At 63.9% G+C, this 23,487-nt stretch carries 23 protein-coding genes; 13 read left to right on the top strand and 10 right to left on the bottom strand.

The genetic code is table 11. The annotated features are described in order from the left end of the window. Positions 1 to 12: 12 nt before the first annotated feature. From QP324_RS03345 to QP324_RS03325, 5 genes are all read right to left on the bottom strand, one after another. Positions 13 to 3,936 carry a Pls/PosA family non-ribosomal peptide synthetase gene (locus QP324_RS03345; protein WP_284814471.1) on the bottom strand — a complete coding sequence of 1,308 codons (3,924 nt, stop codon included), beginning with the start codon at positions 3,934 to 3,936 and terminating at the stop codon, positions 13 to 15. Beyond that, a complete protein-coding gene (locus QP324_RS03340; RefSeq protein WP_284814469.1) occupies positions 3,937 to 4,395 on the bottom strand; it encodes a MarR family winged helix-turn-helix transcriptional regulator in 459 nt (152 codons plus the stop codon). Between the two features lie 37 nt (positions 4,396 to 4,432). Continuing rightward, positions 4,433 to 4,729: a rhodanese-like domain-containing protein gene (locus QP324_RS03335; protein ID WP_005325643.1), complete on the bottom strand. Its 297-nt coding sequence runs from the start codon at positions 4,727 to 4,729 to the stop codon at positions 4,433 to 4,435. A gap of 53 nt (positions 4,730 to 4,782) precedes the next feature. Further along, complete coding sequence (locus tag QP324_RS03330) at positions 4,783 to 5,604, bottom strand: endonuclease domain-containing protein (protein WP_284814467.1); 822 nt, start codon at positions 5,602 to 5,604, stop codon at positions 4,783 to 4,785. A gap of 252 nt (positions 5,605 to 5,856) precedes the next feature. Then, positions 5,857 to 6,330: an inorganic diphosphatase gene (locus tag QP324_RS03325; RefSeq protein WP_005329894.1), complete on the bottom strand. Its 474-nt coding sequence runs from the start codon at positions 6,328 to 6,330 to the stop codon at positions 5,857 to 5,859. Positions 6,331 to 6,412: 82 nt separating this feature from the next. Between QP324_RS03325 and dacB the strand changes: the two genes are divergently transcribed. The 13 genes from dacB to QP324_RS03260 are packed head-to-tail and all read left to right on the top strand — an operon-like array spanning position 6,413 to position 17,775. Next, positions 6,413 to 7,699 (top strand): D-alanyl-D-alanine carboxypeptidase/D-alanyl-D-alanine-endopeptidase, encoded by a 1,287-nt coding sequence (gene dacB / locus QP324_RS03320; protein WP_284814465.1) that lies wholly within the window; start codon positions 6,413 to 6,415, stop codon positions 7,697 to 7,699. Then, complete coding sequence (gene tilS, locus QP324_RS03315; protein WP_284814462.1) at positions 7,689 to 8,639, top strand: tRNA lysidine(34) synthetase TilS; 951 nt, start codon at positions 7,689 to 7,691, stop codon at positions 8,637 to 8,639. Before dacB ends, tilS begins: the two co-directional genes overlap by 11 nt. A 12-nt stretch (positions 8,640 to 8,651) precedes the next feature. Continuing rightward, positions 8,652 to 9,239, top strand: a complete 588-nt coding sequence (hpt, locus tag QP324_RS03310; RefSeq protein ID WP_179386998.1) for a hypoxanthine phosphoribosyltransferase — start codon at positions 8,652 to 8,654, stop codon at positions 9,237 to 9,239. A gap of 12 nt (positions 9,240 to 9,251) precedes the next feature. Continuing rightward, complete coding sequence (gene ftsH, locus QP324_RS03305; protein ID WP_284814459.1) at positions 9,252 to 11,600, top strand: ATP-dependent zinc metalloprotease FtsH; 2,349 nt, start codon at positions 9,252 to 9,254, stop codon at positions 11,598 to 11,600. Continuing rightward, positions 11,600 to 12,193: a GTP cyclohydrolase I FolE gene (gene folE / locus QP324_RS03300; RefSeq protein WP_005325658.1), complete on the top strand. Its 594-nt coding sequence runs from the start codon at positions 11,600 to 11,602 to the stop codon at positions 12,191 to 12,193. Before ftsH ends, folE begins: the two co-directional genes overlap by 1 nt. 40 nt (positions 12,194 to 12,233) lie before the next feature. Beyond that, complete coding sequence (gene folP, locus QP324_RS03295) at positions 12,234 to 13,196, top strand: dihydropteroate synthase (protein ID WP_239278246.1); 963 nt, start codon at positions 12,234 to 12,236, stop codon at positions 13,194 to 13,196. A gap of 3 nt (positions 13,197 to 13,199) precedes the next feature. Further along, on the top strand, positions 13,200 to 13,580 hold the full coding sequence (gene folB, locus QP324_RS03290) for a dihydroneopterin aldolase (RefSeq protein ID WP_198492081.1): 381 nt from the start codon (positions 13,200 to 13,202) through the stop codon (positions 13,578 to 13,580). Next, positions 13,580 to 14,065, top strand: a complete 486-nt coding sequence (folK, locus tag QP324_RS03285; protein WP_239278245.1) for a 2-amino-4-hydroxy-6-hydroxymethyldihydropteridine diphosphokinase — start codon at positions 13,580 to 13,582, stop codon at positions 14,063 to 14,065. The genes folB and folK overlap by 1 nt, the downstream gene beginning before the upstream one ends. Then, positions 14,062 to 14,535, top strand: a complete 474-nt coding sequence (locus tag QP324_RS03280; RefSeq protein WP_284814456.1) for a DUF3180 domain-containing protein — start codon at positions 14,062 to 14,064, stop codon at positions 14,533 to 14,535. The genes folK and QP324_RS03280 overlap by 4 nt, the downstream gene beginning before the upstream one ends. A 5-nt stretch (positions 14,536 to 14,540) precedes the next feature. Continuing rightward, positions 14,541 to 15,581, top strand: a complete 1,041-nt coding sequence (locus QP324_RS03275) for a DUF6779 domain-containing protein (protein ID WP_284814455.1) — start codon at positions 14,541 to 14,543, stop codon at positions 15,579 to 15,581. Further along, on the top strand, positions 15,582 to 16,256 hold the full coding sequence (locus QP324_RS03270; protein ID WP_284814453.1) for a hypothetical protein: 675 nt from the start codon (positions 15,582 to 15,584) through the stop codon (positions 16,254 to 16,256). Beyond that, positions 16,253 to 17,155 carry a pantoate--beta-alanine ligase gene (locus tag QP324_RS03265; protein ID WP_284814451.1) on the top strand — a complete coding sequence of 301 codons (903 nt, stop codon included), beginning with the start codon at positions 16,253 to 16,255 and terminating at the stop codon, positions 17,153 to 17,155. The genes QP324_RS03270 and QP324_RS03265 overlap by 4 nt, the downstream gene beginning before the upstream one ends. Continuing rightward, positions 17,155 to 17,775: a GNAT family N-acetyltransferase gene (locus QP324_RS03260; protein WP_284814449.1), complete on the top strand. Its 621-nt coding sequence runs from the start codon at positions 17,155 to 17,157 to the stop codon at positions 17,773 to 17,775. The genes QP324_RS03265 and QP324_RS03260 overlap by 1 nt, the downstream gene beginning before the upstream one ends. A 12-nt stretch (positions 17,776 to 17,787) precedes the next feature. Here the strand turns inward: QP324_RS03260 and QP324_RS03255 are convergent, their stop codons facing one another. From QP324_RS03255 to QP324_RS03235, 5 genes are read right to left on the bottom strand one after another with little or no spacing between them, the layout of a single operon-like run. Next, positions 17,788 to 19,089, bottom strand: coding sequence for an aminopeptidase C (locus QP324_RS03255; RefSeq protein WP_284814447.1), 1,302 nt, complete (start codon positions 19,087 to 19,089; stop codon positions 17,788 to 17,790). A gap of 13 nt (positions 19,090 to 19,102) precedes the next feature. Beyond that, positions 19,103 to 20,401: an aminopeptidase C gene (locus tag QP324_RS03250; protein ID WP_284814445.1), complete on the bottom strand. Its 1,299-nt coding sequence runs from the start codon at positions 20,399 to 20,401 to the stop codon at positions 19,103 to 19,105. A gap of 49 nt (positions 20,402 to 20,450) precedes the next feature. Next, on the bottom strand, positions 20,451 to 21,392 hold the full coding sequence (locus QP324_RS03245) for an ArsA family ATPase (protein WP_225746409.1): 942 nt from the start codon (positions 21,390 to 21,392) through the stop codon (positions 20,451 to 20,453). After that, complete coding sequence (locus tag QP324_RS03240) at positions 21,383 to 21,640, bottom strand: cory-CC-star protein (protein WP_198492073.1); 258 nt, start codon at positions 21,638 to 21,640, stop codon at positions 21,383 to 21,385. Before QP324_RS03240 ends, QP324_RS03245 begins: the two co-directional genes overlap by 10 nt. Next, positions 21,624 to 23,336 carry a carbon starvation protein A gene (locus tag QP324_RS03235; RefSeq protein ID WP_284814443.1) on the bottom strand — a complete coding sequence of 571 codons (1,713 nt, stop codon included), beginning with the start codon at positions 23,334 to 23,336 and terminating at the stop codon, positions 21,624 to 21,626. Before QP324_RS03235 ends, QP324_RS03240 begins: the two co-directional genes overlap by 17 nt. Positions 23,337 to 23,487 lie beyond the last annotated feature (151 nt).

Below are 23,487 nucleotides of genomic sequence, written 5' to 3'. Positions count from 1 at the left end.
CCTGCCGGTGGCCTATCGCTTCCACGGCTCGATGGGGTTGCCCTGCCACACGGCGTTGGTGGGAACGCGGTCGCCGCGCATGACCAGCGAGCCGGGGCCTACGGTGGAGGCCTTACCAATCAGCGAGGCCGGCAGCGCCACCGAATGGGAAGCCAGCGTAGATCCGGCCTCGACGGTGACGGTATCCAGGCTCATCACGCGGTCCTGGAAAAGGTGGGTTTGCACCACCGTGCCAGGGCCCACGGTCGCGGCCTCACCGATGCGGATGAGGTCCGTTTCCGGGAACCAGTAGGAATCGATCCACGCACCACGGCCGATTTCCACGCCGAGGGCGCGCAGGCCCAGGTTGATCTCGCCGGAACCATAGGTGTGCTGGAAGAACCATGGCGCGGCAACGACCTCCACGAAGGTATCCTGCAGCTCGTTGAGCCAGACAAAGGCGGACCACAGCGGGTGATCGGCCGCGCGGTGTTTGCCCACGCAAATCCACTTCACGGCAACGGTAACGGCCATGGCTACGGCACCCATGCCCATGAGCACGAGGCCGGAGAGGAGCCAGGTGAGGGGGAAGCCGAGGGCGTCGAGAAGCGAGTAGTACACGCTAAGGGTCGCGGCGAGCAGCATGGCAGAAAACATCGGTGCCAAAAGGCGCATGGTTTCCACCACGCCGCGGCCGGCCTTAACGGCAAAGCCCGGGTTATAGGTCAGCGCCTCGCCCGAGTTGGCGGGGGAGTCCACCTCCACGGTCACGCGGCGCATGCGCTCTGGCGGCGCACCCCACCAGTTGGCGCCGGCCTTCGTCTTCTTCGGGGTAGAAGAAAGCACGGCAACCAGCGAGTTCTTGGAAAGCTTGCGGCCGGGCGCGGTGATGCCGGAGTTGCCCACGAAGGAGCGCTTGCCCACCTTGGTCTCGCCGGTGCGCATCCAGCCGCCGCCGAGCTCGTAGCCGCCGATCATGGTGTCATCGGCCAAGAAGGCGCCCTCTTTGACCTCGGTGAGCTTGGGGATCATCACCGCGGTGGAGATTTCCACATTCGCGCCAATGTCCGCGCCAAGCGAGCGCAGCCACGCCGGGGTTAGCTGCGAGGCATACACCGGGAAGAGCTTGGTGCGCGCCTCGTCCATGAGGCGCTCGATGGCCCACAGGCGCCAGCCCTTGGCCGAGCGCACGGGTGCGACGCCCGGGCTAATACCCAGCGAGAGAATGCGCACGCCCAGCCAGGTCTGCAGCATATAGGTGCCAAAGGCCGCCAGCGCGCCGACGGGCGCGAAGAAGATCGCACCGACGAAGCTATCGCCGCCCGTGGAATGCACGAGGGCCAAGACGATGGCCGCGCCTACCGCCAGCGCTACAACCGGCTGGATGGCCAGCAGGACGGAGGTGGCGTCATAAATAGCCACCCACCACGGCCGGCGCTTGGGCGTATGGGACGGGAAGCGGTGCTTGGAACGACCCACCTTTTGGGCAGGCGAGCCGGACCAACGCTGTCCGTCCTTGATCTTCTTGCGGCCGGTGACGGTGGAGCCGGCCTCCACGTGGGCATACTTGCCCACCACGGTGCCAGGCAGCAGCGTGGAGCGTGCGCCCACGCGGGCGCCTTCCTTGACGTCGATGGCACCGACATGCAGGATATCGCCGTCCAGCCAGTAACCGGAGAGGTCCACTTCGGGCTCGATGGCGGCGTGCTTGCCCAAGGTGAGCAGGCCGGTCACCGGCGGCAGGGAGTGCAGGTCCACGCCGCGCTTGACCTTGACGCCGAGCGCGCGGGCGTAGTTATTCACGCGCGTGGCACCGGCCAGGGAGCTCGCGCCGGAGGCATTAGCCCAGCGCTCGGCCGCCCAGATGCGCAGGTGCGTCGAACCGCCGCGCGGGTAATCGCCCGGCTTAATGCCGGCCGTAATAAGACGCGCGCCGTAGCCGCCGAGGGGGATGCGTCCGACTGGGGTGACAAAGACGATGAGCATGGCGATGACCAGCCACCACGGATAGGCCGCGGCCCACTCGAAGCCCAGCGATGCCGCCACGGTGGAACCCAGCATGAGCCAGGCCAGCCAGCTGGATGCTGCCAGCGTCATGATGGGGATCTGAATCAGGGTCTGGGCGAGGCGGGTGCCGAAGCCGACCTTGGTGACCTCGCGCATGGGGACATCGGCAGCCGCGGGGCGCGGTTCGGCTCCCGCAATGAGCTCGGCCAGCGAGCCCAAGCGCGGGTGGTCGTAGAGGTCGCGCACGGCCACGGTGGGGTAGCGCTCCCTGATATGGCCCACGAGGGTCGCGGCCGCCAGCGAGGTGCCGCCGAGCGAGAAAAAGTCGGCGTTCTCGTCTTCCACGGACACGCCGAGGGTTTCTACCCACAGCTCCGCGAGCCACTTCTCGGTCTCGGTCAGCGTGGTCGATTCCACGCCCACTCCGGGCAGCGGCCACGGCAGGGCCTTCTTATCTACCTTGCCGGAGGTGCGCACCGGCAGTTCTTCCATCACGCAGATGCGCGGGACGAGTGCGGCCGGCATGGTATCGGCCAGGCGGGCGTGCGCGGCCTCGTGATCGAAGCCCTTGGCCTCATCCTCGAGGGAGACATAGCCCACCAGGACGGACTCGCCGCCGGGGGTCTTTTGCACGGCCACGGCCGAGTTATAGACGTTATCCAGGGCCGCAACGTTGGCTTCGACTTCGCCGAGCTCGATGCGGCGCCCGCCAATTTTCACCTGGTCATCCACGCGGCCGACGAAGTACAGCCCGTCCTCCTCCAGGCGCACGTGGTCACCGGTGCGATACGCACGCTGCCAGCCCATCGACTCCAGCGGGGCGTACTTCTCCGCGTCCTTGGCCGGATCCAGGTAGGACGCCAGTCCCACGCCGCCGATCACCAGCTCGCCGACGCCGCCTAATTCCACAGGGATGCCCTGCTTATCGACGACCACCAGGTCCCACCCATTCAACGGCAAGCCAATGGACACCGGCCGTCCGGGCAGCATTTGCTGCGCACAGGCGACAACGGTGGCCTCAGTAGGGCCGTAGGTATTCCACATCTCGCGGTCCTCGGTGGCCAGGCGGTCCACCAGCTCCTGCGAGCAGGCTTCGCCGCCGACGATGAGCAGGCGGATATTATCCAGCGCCTCGGCTGGCCACAGGCCTGCCAAGGTAGGCACGGTGGACACAACGGTGATATCGCGGCGGATGAGCCACGGGCCCAAGTCCATGCCGGAGCGCACCAGAGATCGCGGCGCCGGGACCAAACAGCCGCCGTGGCCCCAGGCCAGCCACATTTCCTCACAGGAGGCATCGAAGGCGACGGACAGCCCGGCGAGCACACGATCCTCCGGGCCGAGCGGCCCGTGCGGGTGATTGACCAAAAAGAGGCTGGCCTCGGCGTCCACGAAGGCGGCCGCGGAGCGGTGGCTCACGGCCACGCCCTTCGGCTTGCCGGTGGAACCGGAGGTGAAGATGATCCACGCGGTGTCTTCTGGGCGCGGGGCATTGGGGTTCTCGGCCGGCTCCTCGGCGGACCTGTCGGGGGCGTATGGGCGCGCGGAATCGCGCAGGAAGCGGAAGCCTTCATCTGTAAAGACGCCATCGATATCGGCCTCGCCGAAGACCATCTCGGCGCGCTCGTCTGGGTCGTCGGCGTCGACAGGCACGTAGGCCGCGCCCGCCGCCAGGGTCGCCAAAATGGCGAGGTAGAGCTCGCGCTTGCCGGAGGTCATCCGGATGCCGATGCGATCGCCCCGGCGCACGCCATTGGCGTGCAGCTCGGTGGCCCACAGCTCGACCTCGTGGATGAGCTCGGAGTAGGTGATGATTTCGCCGTCGTCCAGCGCGGCGGCATCTGGGTGCATCTCCGCGGTGGTGGTGATGATGTCCCACAGCGTGCGCGGCCGCGGTGCCGCGCTACCTAGAAGGTACTGCTGCGGGACGAGCGATTCGGGGCCCGCCATTTATGCCTCTTCTTCGTCCGCGGCGATGATGGACTTGGCCAACTTTCTCAGGTGCTTGAGCTGCTTATTGGTGGACTCATCCAAGGCCTCGTCCTCGGCGGTGGCAACAAGCTCCGCCAGGTCCTTGTGGACCTTCGTGCCCTTCTTGGTGGACGCGACAATCTGGCGGCGGCGATCCTTCGGATCGCGCTCGCGCTTGGCCCAGCCGCGGTCCTCGAGGGCATCGATAAGACGCACCATGTCAGAAGCATCAATGGCCAGGGTCTCGGAGAGGTAGGACTGCGACGCGGCATCCGCGTCCACCAGGCAGGTAAGGACCCAGTACTCGCGCAGCGTCGTCTGCTTGGTCTGCAGGGCGGCCTCGACGCCATCGCGGGTGCGGCGGCGGAGGCGCTCCAGCTGGAACGACGGGGATTCGAGCAGGGCAGTTGGGATTACAGAATTATTCGTGGAAGCCATACCATCATAATAATCCCAAAAGATTGGTTAAGGCCAATTAATCCGTTTCAATGGGAAGCCCGGCAGCCTTCCACTTATCCGTGCCGCCATCGACGTTAATGGTGTCCCAGCCCAGCGCATGCTCCAGATACTGGCAGACCTGCATGCTGCGGCCGCCTGCGTGGCAGATGACGTAGATATCCTTGTCCGGATCGATTTCCTGGATGCGACCCGTAATCTCGCTCATTGGGATATGGGTCGCGCCCTTCGCGCGCTCCACCGCCCACTCGTCATTCTCGCGGACATCAATGAGCTGTGCGCCTTCTGGTACTTCAGTTGGTTGAACGTTTTTCATGCCTCATACCCTAGTCACGCATAGGACCTTGTGCTGCTCCGCGTGCCGCAGTGCTAGCGCTGGAACCGCCAGTAGTGGTGCCACTGCCACGGTGGCTGCACAATGTTGTCTTTACCGTGGACTATTGCGAGGACTTGGCCAACAGCTATGTCGAGGTGGTGCTCGATTGTGGCGGCGGTGAAGTGGAGGGGTTTGTAGCCTCTTTGGACGGCGTCGTTCAGCTTTTGGCGGTCAATTTCGAACCGCTGCCGGTTCTCGCCCTGATGGTAGGCGTAGCCGTCGACTTCGATGGCTAGCTTGTGTTCCTCCAAGAGTAAGTCCCAGCGGTAAGGTCCAATGTATCTGTTGTTGTGCACGGTGACATGGGGCCGAAGCGCGCGGGTGAGGTTGCGCTCGGGGACGCTATCAGCGCCGAGGATGGTGTTTTCCAGGATGCGTCGGGTGTGCTGCGGGAAGCGCTGAAAATCAAGCATGTGGCCCTCCATCTGCGAGGCGCCGTACTGGCCGGCAAAGCAGGCCTCGAGGAAGGCGACGGCGTCTTCCTCCGCCATGATTTCTGTGGCCTGCAGCGGATTGCACACGTTAATGCCATTGAGCTGGCCCAGCGCCTTCGGACGGGCGCGGCGGCTGCGGAAGTATGGGCTGGAGGCCATCGTTCCCGCGCGCAGGAAATGGAGTGGGAAACTTAAAGCGTGGCCGAGGTAGTGGTGGGCGCACGAGTAGCCGTCGAGCGCCGAATCGGGCCAGCGGCGGGAGACGATTTCCGCGAGTTCGCGCGGCGAGGGCTTGCCTTCGGTATAGAGTCCGTGGCAGATTTTCACGGCTTGGTTGTCGATAGCGCGGCGCGCGGCCGTGCGCGTGGTGAAGATTCTCATGCGCCCACCCCTAGGCGTTCATTTCGATCATTTAGGTCCCCCGAGGCCGGTGGTTTCGGCCTGCTATGTGATCGAATTGTACTTCGGGGACGGGAAGGTGTCGCGGGGAGGGCCTTGCGGATGCGAAGAAGGGCAAAAAGAGGCGAAAAAGGGACAAAAAGGGGCGTTTCGATCAAATACGGCCTTTGAAACCGCCGCTTTCGCGGTGCTATTTGATCGAAACGCCCTAAGGGCAGCCCGGAGCAGAAGCGCTTACTTGAAGCGAGCCTTAGCCTCGTCGAGGATCTTCTCTGCCTCGGCCTTGTCGCCCCAGCCGGAGCCGGTGACTTCCTTGTTCGGCTCCAGGTCCTTGTAGTGGACGAAGAAGTGCTCGATTTCGTCCTTGATGTGCTGCTCCACATCGTTGATGTCCTGGTAGCGCTCCCAGCGTGGGTCGTCGATGACGGCGAGCAGCTTGTCGTCGCCGCCGGCCTCGTCGGTCATCTTGAAGACGCCGACGATGCGGGCCTCAACGACTACGCCCGGGAAGACCGGCTCCGGCAGGATGACCAGGGCGTCGAGCGGGTCGCCGTCCTCGCCCAGGGTGTGGTCGATGAAGCCGTAGTCAGCCGGGTAAGCCATCGGGGTGAACAGGTAACGGTCGAGGTAGACCTTGCCGGACTCGTGGTCAACCTCGTACTTGTTGCGGGAGCCCTTCGGGATTTCAATGGTTACTTCAACGCTCACAGCGATGTCCTCCATGGGGGATTGGGTATCAATTACTGCCCATAGTCTAGCGCGTTGCGGATTCGCGCTAGGGTTAAAGGCAATGAAAGCAAAGCATGTTTGGTGGTCAGCGACCGCGCTCGTGGTAGCAGCAGCGGTCGGAGGTACGGCTGCGCTGGGCGTTACCCTCCAGCGCGAGTACGGCGATCTTTCGCACGGGGAGGCGCAGGCGGTTGAGGCTCCTGAGGAGCCGTTGAGCGCAGCACAGCCGGGCGAGGCGAACCTGGATGCGCTGAGCGCGAAGCTGGATGAGCTCGCGAAGAATAAGGACCTTGCCACTTTCGGCGGCGAGGTGATCGATACCGAAACCGGTGACGTGGTGTGGCAGCGAGACGCGGATAAGCGGCTTACCCCGGCCTCGTCCACGAAGGTCCTCACCACTGCGGCGGCGACGCTGGCGCTGGATGAGAATGAGAAAATCACCACCAAGGTCTACCGTGGGTCGAACGAAAAGAACGTGGTCATTAAAGCCGCGGGCGATGTGTGGATGACGCACGAACAGCTCGATGATTTAGCCGAGCAGATTTCGAAAAACGTCGAGCAGGTCGATGGCGTCTACATCGATACCTCCGTGTGGTCCGGCGAGGCGCAGGCCCCGGGCTGGGATCCGGAGAACGTGGACGGCGGCTTCGTAGCGCCAATGGAACCGGCCATGCTCTACGGTGGTCGCCTGGGCGCGACGACGGGGGACGTGCCGAGGAGTCATGAGCCGGCTTTGGACGTCGCTAAGCAGCTAGGCGATCGCCTCGGCGCGGGCAAGGTAGGCATGGGCTCTGTGGCGGAGAACGCGCAGGAAGTGGCGAGCGTGGATTCGCCGCCGCTCGCGGACCGCGCCCGAGAAATGGTGCGCCATTCCGATAACGTCATGGCCGAGGCCATTGCGCGTGAGCTGGCGGTTTCCCGTGGCAAGGAAGCCAGCTTTGAAGGCGATACGCAGGCCACGCTGGATGTCCTGCGGGAAGAGGGCTTCGACGTCGAGGGTGTCGACATAAAGGATAATTCCGGGCTCTCGGTGGACAATCGCCTCACGGCCGGTCTGCTGACGCAGCTCATTAATGGCGCGGTCAAGGATCCGCGCTTGCGCCCGCTGGTGTCCTACCTGCCGGTGGCCGGCGGCGATGGCACGCTGTACGAGCGCTACGGCGATTCCGCGGCCAAGGGCTATGTGCGCGCTAAAACGGGCACGCTGACTGGGGTCTCGGCTTTGGCCGGCACCGCGCAGGGCAATTCCGGGCGCGTATATGCCTTTGCGTTCATTGTTAATGACGGCGATATTTTGTCCGCCCGCAAGGCTCAAGACGCATTGGCTTCTGCACTGCATGAGTTCTAATAAGCCCTTTTGGCCGCGGGTTTCGCCGCACTTTCTAGCGTGTCGACGCGGCGTGCGCGCTGCTGGCCTTGACCATGCAGTGGCGGTGGGGCTGTCCGGAGGAGCGGATTCGCTGGCTCTCATGGCGGCGCTCGTGGCGGAAGGGCACGAGGTGCTCGCGCTGTGCGTGGACCACGGGTTGCAGGGCGGATCGCGGGCGCAGGCCGAGCGCGCGGCCGAACAGGCCCGAACGCTGGGCGCGCGGGCGCGGGTGCTCAGCGTTGAGGCGGGCGCTGCGCCGGGGGCAGAGTCGATGGAGGCGGCCGCGCGTGCGGCGCGGTATCGGGCACTGGCCGCCGCGAGCGCGGGCGAAGGTTTAGAGGTGTCCGTGGCGCATACGGCCGATGACCAAGCGGAAACACTGCTGCTCGGCGCGCTGCGCGGGCGAGTGACCGGCATGAGCGAGCGCAGCGAGGTCGAAGGCGCACGCGTGGTGCGGCCGCTGCTGAACGTGCGCCGGGCCGATACCGAGGGCGCTTGCGCGGAGTTGGGCCTTTCGGCGTGGCGGGATCCGCAGAACGCGGACACGAATTTCCGCCGCGTGGCGCTGCGCCGCGAGGTCATTCCGCAGTTGAACCGCATCATCGGCGGGGATGCAGTGCCGGCGCTGGCGCAAGCAGCGGGCGATGCGGCGCTTGACGACGCCACCCTGCGCACCCCACCCACCACCGACTGCGCCGAGCTGGCGGCGATGGCGGAACCGCGGCGCCGGCGGGCGATCGCGGCGTGGCTGGTCAGCGAGGGGGTAGAGGTAACAAGGAGGGGAGTGGGGGACGTCGGCAAGCTGTGCACCCACTGGCACGGGCAAGGCCCGGTGGCCGTGCGATCGGCGCGGCAGGTGGGGCAGAGGTTGGAAGTAGCCCGTATAGGTGGCAAACTGGCACTATTGTCTGGTCATTAAAGGAGCGCACACGTGCACGACAAGAAAGACTTCGCCGTTCCCGCAAACCGCTACGGTGACGATGTAGAAGCAATCCTCATTGGAGAAGAGGAACTGCAAAGCCGCGTCCAAGAACTCGCGGATATGGTCTCAGAAAAGTATGCCGACTCTGAGCAAGACCTCCTGTTGGTCTGCGTGCTCAAGGGCGCCGCATTCTTCCTCACGGACTTTGCGCGCAAGCTATCCATCCCCTCCGAGCTGGAGTTTATGGCCGTATCCTCCTACGGCGCCTCCACCTCCTCTTCCGGCGTGGTGCGCATTTTGAAGGATTTGGACCGCGATATTGCCGGGCGCAACGTGCTCATCGTGGAAGACATCATCGATTCCGGCCTCACCCTGTCGTGGCTCATCCGCAACCTGGAAGGCCGCAACCCTGCCTCGCTGAATGTGGTCACCCTGCTGCGCAAGCCCGAAGTAGTCAAGGCTGATATTGATCTGCTGGATGTGGGATTTGATATCCCGAATGAATTCGTCATCGGCTATGGCTTGGACTATGCGGAACGCTACCGCGATCTCCCCTACGTGGGCACCCTCCACCCCGATGTCTATACCACCAACTAAAATCGCGCAGTAATGAAAAACAACAAGATTCTTCGCTACGGCGGGATAGCGGCGCTTATCCTTATCGCGCTGTACGCCTTTACCTTCTTTAGCAACGATGCCCGCGGCTACGTGCAAGCGGATACCTCGGTTGCGCTGACCCAGCTCAAAGACAAAAACGTCGATGAGGTGGAAATTGATGACCGCGAGCAGCGCCTGCGCATCAAGCTCAAGGATGAAATCACGGTAGACGAGCGCGACGGTGTGCAGGAAATCGTGGCCAAGTACCCGGCCCGCGCCTCTGAGCAGGTCTTTAACGCCGTCAAGGATTCCGGCGCCGAGAAGTACCAGACCAATGTCACGCAGGAATCCTTCTTGGGCTCCATGCTCAGCATGCTGCTGCCGATGATCATCCTCTTCGGCGTGCTCTTCTGGCTCATGTCTCGCATGCAGCAGGGTGCTGGCGGAATGTTTGGCATCGGCGGTTCCAAGGCCAAGGAACTGACCAAGGATATGCCGACCAATACCTTTGCGGACGTGGCCGGTGCGGACGAGGCCGTAGACGAGCTGCAGGAGATCAAGGACTTCCTGGAAGACCCCACCCGCTACCACGACCTAGGCGCCAAGATCCCGCGCGGCGTGCTGCTCTACGGCCCTCCGGGTACCGGTAAAACCTTGCTGGCCCGCGCCGTGGCTGGCGAGGCCGGCGTGCCGTTCTATTCCATCTCCGGTTCTGACTTTGTGGAGATGTTCGTCGGCGTGGGTGCCTCCCGCGTGCGCGACCTGTTCAAGCAGGCGAAGGAAAATAGCCCCTGCATCATCTTCGTGGACGAGATTGACGCCGTGGGCCGCCAGCGCGGTTCCGGCACCGGCGGCGGCCACGATGAGCGCGAGCAGACCCTCAACCAGCTCCTGGTAGAAATGGACGGCTTTGGTGACCGCGAAGGCGTAATCCTCATCGCCGCCACGAACCGCCCGGACATCCTGGATCCGGCGCTGCTGCGCCCAGGCCGCTTCGACCGCCAGATTCCGGTCACCAACCCGGACTTGGCCGGCCGCGAGCAGATCCTGCGCGTGCACGCGAAGAATAAGCCGCTGGCAGAAGAGGTCGACGTAGCGCAGCTGGCCAAGCGCACCGCCGGCATGTCCGGCGCGGACCTGGCCAATGTGCTCAACGAGGCCGCATTGCTTACCGCCCGCATCGGCGGCAACGTCATTACCTATGACGCCTTGGAAGAGGCTACCGACCGCGTCGTGGGCGGCCCGCGCCGCCAGGGCAAGATCATCTCCGAGCACGAGAAGAAGGTCACCGCTTACCACGAGGGCGGACACACGCTTTCTGCGTGGGCGCTCAAGGACATCGAGCGGGTCTACAAGGTCACCATTCTGGCCCGCGGCCGCACCGGCGGCCACGCCATGACCTCCCAGGAAGACGACAAGGGCATGTACACCCGCGACGAGCTCTTCTCCCGTTTGGTCTTTGCCATGGGTGGCCGCGCGGCCGAAGAGCTGGTCTTCGGTGCGCCGACCACCGGTGCGTCTTCCGATATTGAAAACGCCACCAAGATTGCTCGTTCCATGCTCACCGAGTACGGTTTCTCGCCGGACCTGGGCACCGTAAAGTACGGCAAGGAACAGGGCGATCCCTTCAGCCAGATGGGTGGCGGCGGCTCCATCGATTACTCCGATGAAGTTGCCTCCAAGATTGATGAGCAGATGCGCTACCTGCTCGAGCGCGCGCACGAGCAGGCCTATGACATCTTGCGCAATAACCGTCATTACCTGGACAAACTGGCCGAGGCCCTGTTGGAGAAGGAAACCCTGCGCCGCCCTGACCTGGAGCGCATCTTCGACGGCATCGAGCCGCGCGAGGCCTTCGACGTCTTCCCAGGCGAGGACGATCGCTTCCCGCGCCAGATTGGCTACGCCCCAGTGAAGACCCCGGTCGAGCTGGCGAAGGAGCGCGGCGAGGAGCTGCCTAAGCGCATGACGCTTCTCGATGCCTCCCGTGCCGCCCGCGAGCGCCGCCTCGCCGGCGAAGAGCCGAAGGGCGAGGTGGGCTTCAACTTTGGCCAGCACGCCGGCGATTACGTCGACCCGGACACCGCCCGCGAGCTGGGCAGCGGCCCCGCTAAGGAATCTGCGGACGCCACGCCGGCCCAGCCGACCCAGCAGTCCCGCGACGGCCAGTCTGCTGAGTCTTCCGAGCCTGCGGCCCGTCCGGCCGCACGCCCCGCTACCGGTGGCGGAAAGCACCACAAGCCGGATGCCGGCGCGGATGCTGATGCCGAGACCAGCCAGTGGTTTACCCCCGGCTGGGACGAAAAGGATCGCCGCAAGAACCCCTATGCGCGCGAGGACGACAAGCAAGAAGATAACTAATGCCTGATAATCACATTCCCGCTCGCGCCGCCTTTGACCAAGACCGAGCGGAGGCAGCGGTGCGTGAGCTGCTCCTTGCGGTAGGGGAGGACCCTGACCGCGAGGGCTTGCGCGAAACCCCTGCCCGCGTGGCCCGCGCCTACCGCGAGGTCTTCGCCGGCCTGCACGAGGACCCAACCGAGGTTCTGCACAAGACCTTCGCTGAGGACCACCAAGAATTGGTTCTGGTGCGCGATATCCCCATTTATTCCACCTGCGAGCACCACCTAGTGCCGTTCTACGGGGTGGCGCATATTGGCTACATCCCGGGCAAAGACGGCCACGTCACCGGTTTGAGCAAGCTCGCCCGCCTGGCGGATATGTATGCTAAGCGCCCCCAGGTCCAAGAGCGCCTCACCCAGCAGGTAGCGGACGCCTTGGTGGAGGTCCTCGGTGCGCAGTCCGTCATCGTGGTCATTGAGTGCGAGCACCTGTGCATGGCCATGCGCGGCATCCGCAAGCCGGGTGCGACGACGACCACCTCCGCGGTGCGCGGCGGCTTCAAAAACAATGCCGCCTCCCGCGCCGAGGTGCTCAGCCTGATTCGCAGCTAAGTCCACCCCGGTTCACCACGAAAGCGAGAAGGAGCACGCCATGCAGCAGGCAACCTCGGTCTCAGATCTGACCATCGCCAACCGCACGCTGGTGATGGGCATCGTCAACGTCACGGAGGATTCCTTCTCCGATGGCGGTAAGTGGTTGGACGTCGATGCCGCCATCAACCACGCCCGCGAACTCGTGGCGCAGGGCGCGGACATGATTGACGTCGGTGGTGAGTCCACCCGGCCGGGCGCGGTGCGGGTAGAAGCGGACGTCGAAAAGCGCCGCGTGGTTCCCGTCATTAAGGCGCTGAGCGAGCTGGGCATCCGCACCTCCGTGGATACGATGCGCGCCTCGGTGGCCCGTGCGGCCGCAGCGGCCGGCGTGGACATGATTAATGACGTCTCCGGTGGCCTAGCTGATCCGGAGATGTATCGCGCGATGGCCGAGGCCGGTGTGCCCGTCTGTTTGATGCACTGGCGCACGCTGCAGGAAGGCGCCTTTGGATCCGCAGCCGGTAGCGCCGACCACGGCGGCGATGTGGTGCGCGATGTGCATGAGACCCTCGAGCGCCTGGCAAATAACGCGCTGGAGGCCGGCGTGCGCCGCGATAATATCGTGCTCGATCCGGGCTTAGGCTTCGCCAAAACCCCGCAGGATAATTGGGCGCTGCTCAAGGCCCTGCCGGAGTTCCTCGACGCCGAATTCCCCATGCTGGTGGGCGCTTCCCGCAAGCGCTTCCTCGCCGCCATCCGGGAGGACCGTGGCGTGGAGTCCAGCCCACTGCTGGCCGATCCCGCGACTGCGGCCGTGACCGCCATTTCCGCCCAGATGGGCGCGTGGGGTGTGCGCGTGCACGAGGTCGCCGTCTCGCGCGACGCCGTCGATGTTGCGGCTGCGTGGAATGCCGGCAACGGCTACGCGGGCGGGGCCAATGCTAGCGGCAGCTATAGCAATGGCGCCGATGGCAACGGCACCATGAAATCCACCGCCCTACCGCGCAACCCAAAGGAGTAAAACATGGCAGACCGCATCGAGCTCACCGGCCTAGAATGCTTTGGCTACCACGGCGTTTTTGAGGAAGAAAAGCGCACCGGCCAGCCCTTCATCGTGGATATCACCTGCTGGTCCGAGTTCGCCGAGGCCGCCGCCACCGATGATCTGACCAAGACCATCAATTACGCCGAGCTTGCCGACGTCGCCGCCAAAATCATCGAAGGCCCCGCCCGCGACCTCATCGAGACCGTCGCCAGTGAGGTGGCCGATACCATCATGGAGACCTTCGAGGGCCTGCATGCCGTGGAGGTCACCCTGCACAAGCCGAAGGCGCCGATTCCGCGCACTTTTGCCGACGTCGCCGTGGTCGCCCGTCGCTCCCGCAAGCACGCGAGGACCCTCTAATGCGTGCGGTGCTGTCTATCGGCTCCAATATGGATGACCGCGTGGAGCTTTTGCGCACGGTATTCGACGAGTTCGCCGACGAGATCGTCGCCGCCTCGCCCGTCTATGCCACCCCGCCGTGGGGCGTGACTGACCAAGACGAATTCCTCAACGCGGTGCTCATCGTGGACGTCGAGGAGACTCCGAAGGAACTGCTGCGCCGCGGGCAGAAGCTCGAAGAGGCCGCCGAGCGCGTCCGCGTGCGCCACTGGGGACCGCGCACGCTGGACGTGGATATCGTCGATATTGAAGGTTTTACTTCCGATGACCCGGAGCTTATCGTCCCGCATCCTTATGCCCACGAGCGCGCCTTCGTGCTGATTCCGTGGTTGGCGGCCGATGCTGGTGCTAGGTTGAGTGGGGAGGGCGTCGCCAAGCGGGTAGCAGCACTCGACCCGAAAGAGCGCGCCGAGATTCGCCGGCTGGGCATGATGGAGGAGCTATGACACAGACCTCGCTGGGTGCCCTCATCGGCACCGGGGTCTTTTTCGCCGCCGCAGCGGCCATCCTCACCACGCGCTTTTATGGCTCCATGCTGCAAATCCCGGTAACGGTCTCGGCCACCCTGTGGCTCATGGCCGTCATCTGTGTGGCGCTGACCTGGAAGGTGGACCAAGCCACCGAGGACGAGCATGGCATTGGCCTGGATAATTCGCAGCTCAACCCCATGACCATCACGCAGTTCATGCTGGTAGGAAAGGCCTCGGCATGGACGGGTGCCATCGTGGGTGGCATTTATGCCGGCATTGCCGTCTACGTCATCCCCAACGCCGGTACGCTCACCGCGGCGTCCGATGACCTCGTGGGTGTCATTGCCTCCGCGCTTGGGGGCCTCGCGATGGCCGCCGCTGGCCTGCGGCTAGAGCGACACTGCGAGACCCCGCCCCCACCAGATGGAGTACAAGCGGTACATTAGTGAGCATGACTGAGCCGCGCTCTTCTTCAAGCAAAACTCCCGCCAAGACGACCAAGCCGGACTTGGGCCAGATCGGGCTCATTGTTCTCGTGGTGCTGGCCGTTGTAGCCAGCATCGTCATGCTGATTTCCGGCTCTGCCGCCGCGCTCAAGATCGCCCTCATTGCAGCACTGTGGGCCGCCGTGCTCGGCTTCTTCCTGGTCATGCGCTACCGCCGCCAGGCCGAGGAGTCCGTGACCAAGCTGGAGCTGCAGGAGCGCGCTCACCGCGCCGAGCTTAAGCAGGTCCGCGCAGCCGATGGCCAGCCGCTGCCAGACCAGGAGCTGCTGGATGAGATCCGCACCGAGCTGGCTGCCATCCGCAAGCAGATTGAGGATCTTTCCGGCCAGGACTTCACCTATGAACCGGCCGCCCTGCACGCCGAGGCGCGCCGCATCATGCAGCTCGAGGCCCAGACCGCGGCCGCTGCTCGCCCTGGCTCTGAGGAAGGCAATGTGGACTTCACCCAGTCCTCCTCCGGCGCCCCGTCCGCCGATGCCATCGCCGGCCGATTGGGCAATCAGCCGTCCGCGGCGCACACCGAGGCCAACCCGCTCAATGACATCATCAGCGAAAAGACCCGTGCGCAGCGCACCTCCGGTAAGACTTCTGGTGCCTCCACCTTCAACACTGGTGGCTTCCAAGCCGTGCGCTGGGATACCGGCGGCGATGATTCCCTGAAGAACGCCCGCACGTCCGCGGCCAGCGAGCACCACGGCAGCCACCGCAAGCCAGAGGCTGCCATCAAGGCCGATGATGAGACCCAGGACATTCCGCAGCAGGCGGCGCCGCAGCGCGACGAGCGCGCGGAGTATCCAGGCTCGGGTCAACATGTGGCTCCGGAATCGGCCGAACCAGTACGCCAGAAGGCAGCCCGCCCGCATCACCGTGCGGCTGAACCTCAGCCAGAGGAGCAGACACGCGGACGCCGTCGCAGCGACGATAAGCGCGAAGGCGCGGTATCCGTGGCCGAGCTGCTGGCCCAAGCGAAGAAGAAGGATAAATAAATGCGCCCGCCACGCATGCGGGTAGCCCTCTTCGGCCGGAGCCTGGCCGGCTTTACCTTGGCCAATGCCATGGAACGCGCCGGCCATGAGGTGCAGATGCTCTCGGACCCGGCCGAACTTGCCTCTTTTGAGGCCCTCATCATCGCCGTGGGCGATGCCCGCTTAGAAGCTACCGTGGAACTTCTTGAACCCCACGTCCACCACGGGCTTATCGTGTTCCACACCTGCCTCTCGCGCGGTGTCCAAGTGCTAGATCCGCTAGAAACCCGCGGGTGTGTCGTTGCGGCACTCGCCCCATTTGCACATATGCGCTGGGCCGTGACCACCCTAGACGAGCTGGGCGAGACTGTAGTGGAGCTCAATATCACCGAGTTCCGCGGCGAAGCCGTCGCGCTTTCCGATGCCGAACGTCCTTCCTTTGCCGCCCGTGCCTACTACGCCGAGATGCTGCGTCGCTTGCACATCTCTGCGGCGGTCGATGCTCGTTTCTTCCCCTCTGCAGAGGAAAAGCCCATGGTGGGTGAGGACATGGACACCGAAGAAATCATCGCCGCCTACCGCGGTGCCACCGACCCCGGCCTGCGCCGCAGCTACGTGGAGGTTGCCCGCCGCCTAGGTGAGGTAGACGGCCGCGAGGAGCTGGAAATGTGGGCCCTACAAGAGGAGAGCCGATGAGCCTAGAGCTGGGAAATGCCACCGTCATCAGTGAGATTGAGCGCATCCGCATGGTTGGCAGCGCCTTTCATAAGACTGGCCGTCCGGTGGCCTTCGTACCGCTGACCAACGGCGTGCACGCCGGCCATATCGCGCTGGTGCGCGCGGCCAAGCACATTCGCGGCGCGGTTACCGTCGTGGCCCTGCAGTCCCCGCACGAGGAGGATCTTGAGCTCCTGCGTGCCGAGGGCGTGGACATCGTGTGGGATTACTCGCCAGAGACCTTATGGCCGCATGGCCGCCGCATCGCCGTAGCTCCGGCCGACGCCGCGAGCGCCCTCGAGCCGGACCTCAGCGAAGATCTCTCGCTGTACCTTGCGCTCATTCTGGCGCTTTCGCCTACCGACGTCCTCCTCGGCGAAAAGGACTACGAGCTCCTCCTCGCCATCCACCACGCGGTTCAGGACTTCCACCTGGGTGTCCGCGTGCAGGGCGTGCCCGCCGTACGCATGCCCGATGGCGTGGTGATGAGCCTGCGCAATACTAATGTCCCGGCCGGATCCCGTGACCAAGCTGCGGCCCTTTCCGCCGCGCTGACCGCCGGCGCACATGCCGCCGAAGCCGGTGCGGAGAAGGTCCGCGAGGTTGCCACGGAAGTCCTGCGCGCAGCAGGCGTTGAACCCGATTACCTTGAGGTGTGCGGTCGCGACCTCGGCATGCCTCCCGAGGAGGGGGATGCCCGCTTGCTCGTTGCCGCGACAATCGGCGGCGTCCGCCTCATCGATAATGTGGGCCTGCCGCTGGGCATCGGCTTTAATAATATTGAAGAACACGAAGCCAAGGCCGAGCTCGAGCGCGAGCAACAACGCGCGCTACAGCGCGCGCAGGGTACCGCTTCTCAGCAGCCTTCGGAGGACTAATGACCGATATTCAGATCCGCGACCTCGACCCGCGCGATGAGCCCCAAGCGATTTCCTTCGCTATCGAGGGCATGCACCTGCACTGGTTTGTAAAGAACCCGCGCTTTGAGCGCGCCTATGGCCGCTACTTTTGGGATTTAGAGCGCGCCAAGGCCACCGATATCCTGGCCGCCTACGATGGCGACCGCTTCCTCGGCGTGCTTTTAGCCTCCATGAAAGGCAAGCCCGCCTTGCCGTATCCGTGGTGGCGCAAGGCCTATGTCCGCGCGGTGGAAATCTTTAATAACCTGCGCCCGGGCGGGCACCGCGATGATTACGATGCCGCCAATCAGGACATGCTGCTCAAGTACTTGGGTAAGCACCCCATTGATGGCGAAATCGGCTTCCTCGTCGCGGATCCCAATTCCGGCGTGAGCGGCGTAGGAACGGCGCTGCTCGAGGCCTTCGAAGCCCGTCATGAGGGAAAGAACGTCTACTTGTTTACCGATGACGGCTGCACTTATCAGTTCTATGACAGCCGCGGTTTCACTAAGGTGGGCGAGCGCACCATCGCGGTCAACGAGGACCGCGACTTGGTGTGCATGTTTTATGTGCGGCGCCTTGGCACGCCGCAGGCTTAGCGTGCCGCAGGCTTAACGCGCCAACGCGCCCATCGGATCCCAGGCCGGCAGGGTAGTGACGGACTCGGACTGCAACGCCGCTTGGTATTGTTCTGGCAGGCGGGAGGGGTGCACGGCGATTTCGAAGACGAACTCGTCGAACCAGTCATCGGCCATGGTCCAAAAGCCCTTATCGGCCTTCTTCGGGCCCCAGGAATTCTCCACACGCCAGCGATTGACGGTGCCGTCGTCTGCGATATCGGCGCCGGTAAAGACCATCGCGTGGGTCATGAGGGACTCGTGCAAGCGCAAACGCTGCGCCTTGTCCAGATCCATCTCCACGCCGTAGAAGGCCTCATAATCGTGCAGGTGCTTGGCCCATACGCCGTGCTCATCATCGGATTGCTGGTCGGTATCGCAGCCGAACCAGACCGGCTGGCCGTCTTCGATGGAGGCACGCGCGGCATCGCGCAGCACCTCCACAGGCGCGTTCAAATAGGTCACGCGCTTTCCAGCCACGTTGCCCAGATACTCCACGGTGTAGAGCTCGCCGTAGGCGTTGCGCGGGTCGTTGACCACGCACACGTACTCGCTTAGATCCGCCGGCAGGTATTCCCGGGCAAACTCCTGTGGGGTATAGGTACCAGCGCGGTGGAACTCATCGTCCTTATCGCGGTACTGCCACACAAAGTCCTCGGGTGGCAGGCCAAGGTTGGCGGTGAGGATACGGTAGACGTCGGCAAGCGCCTGCTCATGCGCGCCCTCTTCGCCGCGGCGGATGCGGTGGGCGGCGCGGCGCAGCACGGTTTGCAGATTGTGGTTAAGCATCGCCGTGGCCTCGGAAGACGCGGTCTCCGGCATGGCGTATTGCGGCACCACGCCGTACTTTTCCACTAGGGCGACGAACATGGACCATTGGCCGCCGTCATCGATGGGATCATCCATGAGCTTGGTCACCGTGCGGTCCGTAATCTCGCGGTCCTTGAGCTCAGCCATGGCGGTGAGGAACCAATTGGCCTTTTCCAGCTTGTCAAAGAAGTAAATATAGGTCTGGGAGAGCTCAAAGTCCTTGAGCTTGGCCTTGTCCATGAGCCCGCCGCGCAGGGAGTTGAGGCCGGCAAAAATCCAGCAGCGGCCCGATGCCTTCTGGTCGGCCACGCCCCAGGAATCTAGCTTATGGCTGGTTACCGGGGTAAGGGTGCGCAATTGCTCACGGTCGAGGCTGAGCTTGTCGACGCCCTCCTGGGCCACCCCATTGCGTACCAGGCGCAGCGTGGCATCGCTGGTGAGCTCGGCAGTGGCGGCATGAACCTCGTTCGGTTTAATCTCTGTCATTTCTCGATTCTCCTTAGTTCATCCGGTCCCAGAGGGGAAGCTCAATCGGTTCGGTGGCAAGAGCCTGGGCCAGCTCGTCGCTCAGGTGCTCCTTGCGGACGGCGATGTGGAAGACGTTCTGGTCAAACCAGGCATCGGCCATCGTGGCAAAGCCCTTACCGGGCACATCCTCGCCGTCGTCCTTGCGCGGCGGCTTAGAACCCCAGGAATTTTCCACGCGCCAGGCGCGGTCACCATCGACGCCGGTGAGCACCATCGCGTGGGTGGGCGCGGTCTCGCCGGAGGTAAAACGCTCCTCCTTGTTCATGGAGGAATCGATGCCGTAAAGGCCATCAGTATTCACCAATCCCTCGTCCCATACGCCGTTGAGGAAGGAGAACTGGCGGTTGACATCGCAGCTAAACCACACCGGCTCGCCGGCCGCCAGGCTGCGCTTGGCAGTTTCCTTCAGCTCGGCCGCGCTGACGTTGAGGTACTCCTGCGGAACGCCGCCCAACACATTGGTCTCCTCGGCGCTGCTGAACACGCGATGCTTGGGGTTGGTGGAGCGGGGGTCATCGGCCAGCACCACGTACTCGTCCAAGTTCGGCAGGTATTTATCGGCAAACTCGCGCGGGGTGGAGTGCAGGCGCACGAATTGCTCGTCCTTGGTGCGATACGCCCAAGTAAATTCCTCCGGTGGGGTGCCCAGGTGGATGGCCAGGATGCGGTGGATATCCTTGCGCGCCTGGGCGAGGATGTCTTCGCGCGGGCCGTCCTGTGCGGCGGCGCGGCGCACCACGGTGGCCAGGTCGCGGTTCATCTCCGCGGTATTTCCAGACGAGCGCACCTCCGGCATGGCCTCGGCAGGGACGGCGCCGTACTTGGCTACGAGGTTGCTAAAGAAGCACCACCAGCCGCCATCGGCCCCTGCGTGGTCGAGCACCGCGGCGACGGTGCGCTCGTCCCAGCCGGCGTCTTTTTTATCCAGCAATTGGTTGAGCACCAGATTGGCGCGTTCCAGCTTGTCAAAGTACTGCAGGTAGGTGAAGGAGAATTCGAAGTTATCTACATTGAGTTCCTTGGCCGCGCGGTGACGGAAGACGTTCAGCGCCGCGAACATCCAGCAGCGGCCCGAGCGCTTCTGGTCCGATACGCCCAAGCTATCCAGCTTGATCTCGGTGGTGGGGTAGAGCGCCGTAATACGGTCGCGGTCTAGGGCCGCCTTGGCTGCCCCGACGTTGGTAATGGCGTTGCGCGCGATGCGCAGCCGGGAATCGGCCGCGGCCTCCTCGCGCAAGTGGGATAGGTATTCGTTGGTGAGCAAAGTCATAGTTTCGGTTTTAGCAGACCCGAGCCCACAGCGGCGCGGGCGGGTGGAGCTAGAGATGGGCCGCCAGCTTGCCGACGGCCCCCGGAGTCCCCACTTCCTCCGGCAACCACGGAACCTCGCGCACCGGGGTATCGGGCAGCTGGGCGCGTAGGAGTGCGAGTGCCTCATCCTCGGCGGCGCGCCGGGCGGCTAAGAACTCGCCTTGGTCGGCCGGGGTGCGCCGGTTAACCAGCATGGATCCCACCCGCACACCGTTGCTCGTGAGGTCCGCATGAAACTCGGCAGATTCCAGCACGGGCAGGCGCTCGGCGGTGAGCACGATGTGGAACACGGTGCGTGGGGAGGTAAGAGCGGTGCGCAGCTGGGCAAAGCGCTCGCGGCGCTGGAAAAGCGTGGCGCGAATCTCCTGATTGCGCCGGTCCACCGGGTCATTATCCGCGCCGCTGACGTTAGACATCCCGCGCACCAGCGAGCCGAATTTATCGGATTTCTCGCGCCGGGAGAGCAATCCATCGGTATAGGCGGCCATGATCTCCGGCAAGGCCATCAGCCGCGAGGTATGCCCTGAGGGTGCGGTATCGAAGATGAGGTAGTCGAAGTCCGACTCCTCCACGACCAGCGCCGCTATGCGCTCCAATAGCGCCGCCTCCTGCGTGCCGGGCGATTGCCGGGCTAGGTCGAGGTGCTTTTTCACCTCGCCATGGAGGTGTTCGGGCATAAAGCGGCGCATCGAGTTCCCTACTTGCGCTAGGTGTTGCTCGGTCGCGCGCGCAGGGTCGATCTCGATGGCAGACAGGGTAGGGGTGAGGTCTACGGGGGCGTCGCCAAGCGAGGCGCCAAAAATATGCCCCAGGTTATGCGCCGGGTCCGTGGACACCAGGCAGACGCGGTGATTGCGGGACAGGCGCAGCGCGGTGGCGGTGGCCAGGGTGGTTTTACCCACCCCGCCCTTGCCTCCAAAGAACATGATGGGTGCGGTCTCTAACAACATTGAATATTCTCCAGCGGGGATTTATCCATTCCCATGCGGGTATGCCAGGCGTGGAAATCCTCATAGACCAACGGCAAAAGCTCCAGGGTGTAGTAGCTGGCGGGGTTGGGGATGCCGAGCGCCTCCGAGGCGACCAGCATCAGGAAGAGATCATCTTCTTGCTGCTGGGCCTTGGCAAAGCTGGCACGATACGGGGCCTGGTAGTACTCATTGAGCCCGGCCGCAAGTGCCTTAAGCTTGTCGAGCATGCTCGGGCAGTGGGGCGTCAAGGTCATCATCGGTCCACTCCAGCGGGGTCTCCTTGCGGGCGCGGGAGATGGCGCCGACGGCTTCCACAATGACCCAGATGGCGGCGACCACGATGATGACGTCCATGCAGAATAGCAGCCAGTTCTGGCTGGTAAAGAGGGACTTCAGCTGGAGCAGTGCGGCCCACAGTGACATGGCGGTAACGAAGATGAGCGGTATGACCACCGGCCACGTCGGCCGGCGCAGGTGGGTCAGGATGACCACCACGATGGCCAAGGAAAGGCCCGCCATGAGCTGGTTGGTGGTGCCGAATAGCGGCCAGATGGTCATGCCGCCGGATCCATCTGCGCCGGCGGAGAAGGTCAGGCCGAAGGCCAAGCCCACCGCGATCACGGTGGCGGCCAATGCCTTGATGCGCACACCCATGATCTCGCCAATTTCTTGCACCACTAGGCGCTGCAGGCGCACGCCCGAGTCCATGGTGGTGGCGGCGAAGAGGACGGCCATGGTGGCCAAGATGGTGCCGGAGAGGGACGTGGGAATCCCCATGCCCTCATTCATGAGTGCGCCGCCGCCTTGCACGAAGGCCTCCACGCCGCCGGCATTCCACTCGGAGTAGATTTCTTCCCACTGCTGCACGGACTTAAAGCCCGCGGTGGTGGCGATGATGGTGCCCAGCGCGAGCAAGCCCTCGCCCACGGCGCCGAAGTACCCCACAAAGCGCACGTCAGTTTCCTTATCCACCTGCTTGGACGAGGTGCCGGAGGCCACCACGCCGTGGAAGCCGGAAATAGCGCCGCAGGCGATGGTGACAAAGAGCAGCGGGAAGATGCCCGGGGTGCCGTCCGGCACGTTATCGCGCAGCGCCGGTGCGGCCAGCGAAGGGCGGGTAATGAGGAAGGATCCGTACAAGATGGCCAGGCCCACAAAGAGCTGGAGGCCGTTGATGTAGTCGCGCGGCTGCAGCAACACCCACACCGGCAGCAGCGAAGCGATGAAGGCGTAGATGAATAACAAGATGATCCACACGCCGTTGGCGGGGATGCCCAGGACAGTATCTGGTAGGACCACAGGCACACGGTCACCGATGATCATCAACGCGTAGAGCGCGACAACGCCCACGATGGAGACCAGCGGCAGGTTCCAATTCAGGCGGTAGATGGCCTGGCCGATAAGCAGCGCGACGACGATGGCACCCCACGTGGGGATAACGGCCGTAGGGGTGGAGACCAGCAGGTTCGAAATGACCACGGCGAAGGCCGCATTCACCATCAACAGCAGCAGGAAGATGACGATGAGGAAGAGGTTGCGCCCGCGCTTGCCAATGTAGCGACCAGACAAAGTGCCGATGGACTGGCCCTTGTGGCGCTGCGACGCCCACAGCGCACCTAAATCGTGCATGCCGGCAAAGAAGATGGTGCCGAGGGTGACCCAGAGAAACGCCGGAACCCAGCCCCAGATGACGGCTACGGCCGGACCAATGATGGGCGCGGCGCCCGCCACGGACGTGAAGTGGTGGCCCCACAGGACGTATTTATTGGTGGGCACAAAGTCCACGCCGTCTTCCATGGTGTGGGCCGGGGTGGAGTAGTTCGGGGATAGCCGGAAAATGCTCTTTCCTAGGACCTTGGAATAGAGCAGATAGCCGGCGCCCATCATCGCAATGCCGATGATGGCGAGGACAAGAGAGTTCATGGTGTGCGTCTCCTCATGGGCGGTCAGGTGGCGTGTCTCACACGTGCGGTTAGTATGCCATAACTCACATAGGTATTAGCCCGTGGGGGAGACCGGCGGGTGGATTTATATTTGGAAGGCGCAGGCGGCGCAGTACCTCATGCTGCCGGCA

The organism is Corynebacterium sp. UMB0012 (genome assembly GCF_030216265.1).
Taxonomy (GTDB): domain Bacteria; phylum Actinomycetota; class Actinomycetes; order Mycobacteriales; family Mycobacteriaceae; genus Corynebacterium.
This window is presented reverse-complemented; position numbering and strand designations above follow the sequence as displayed.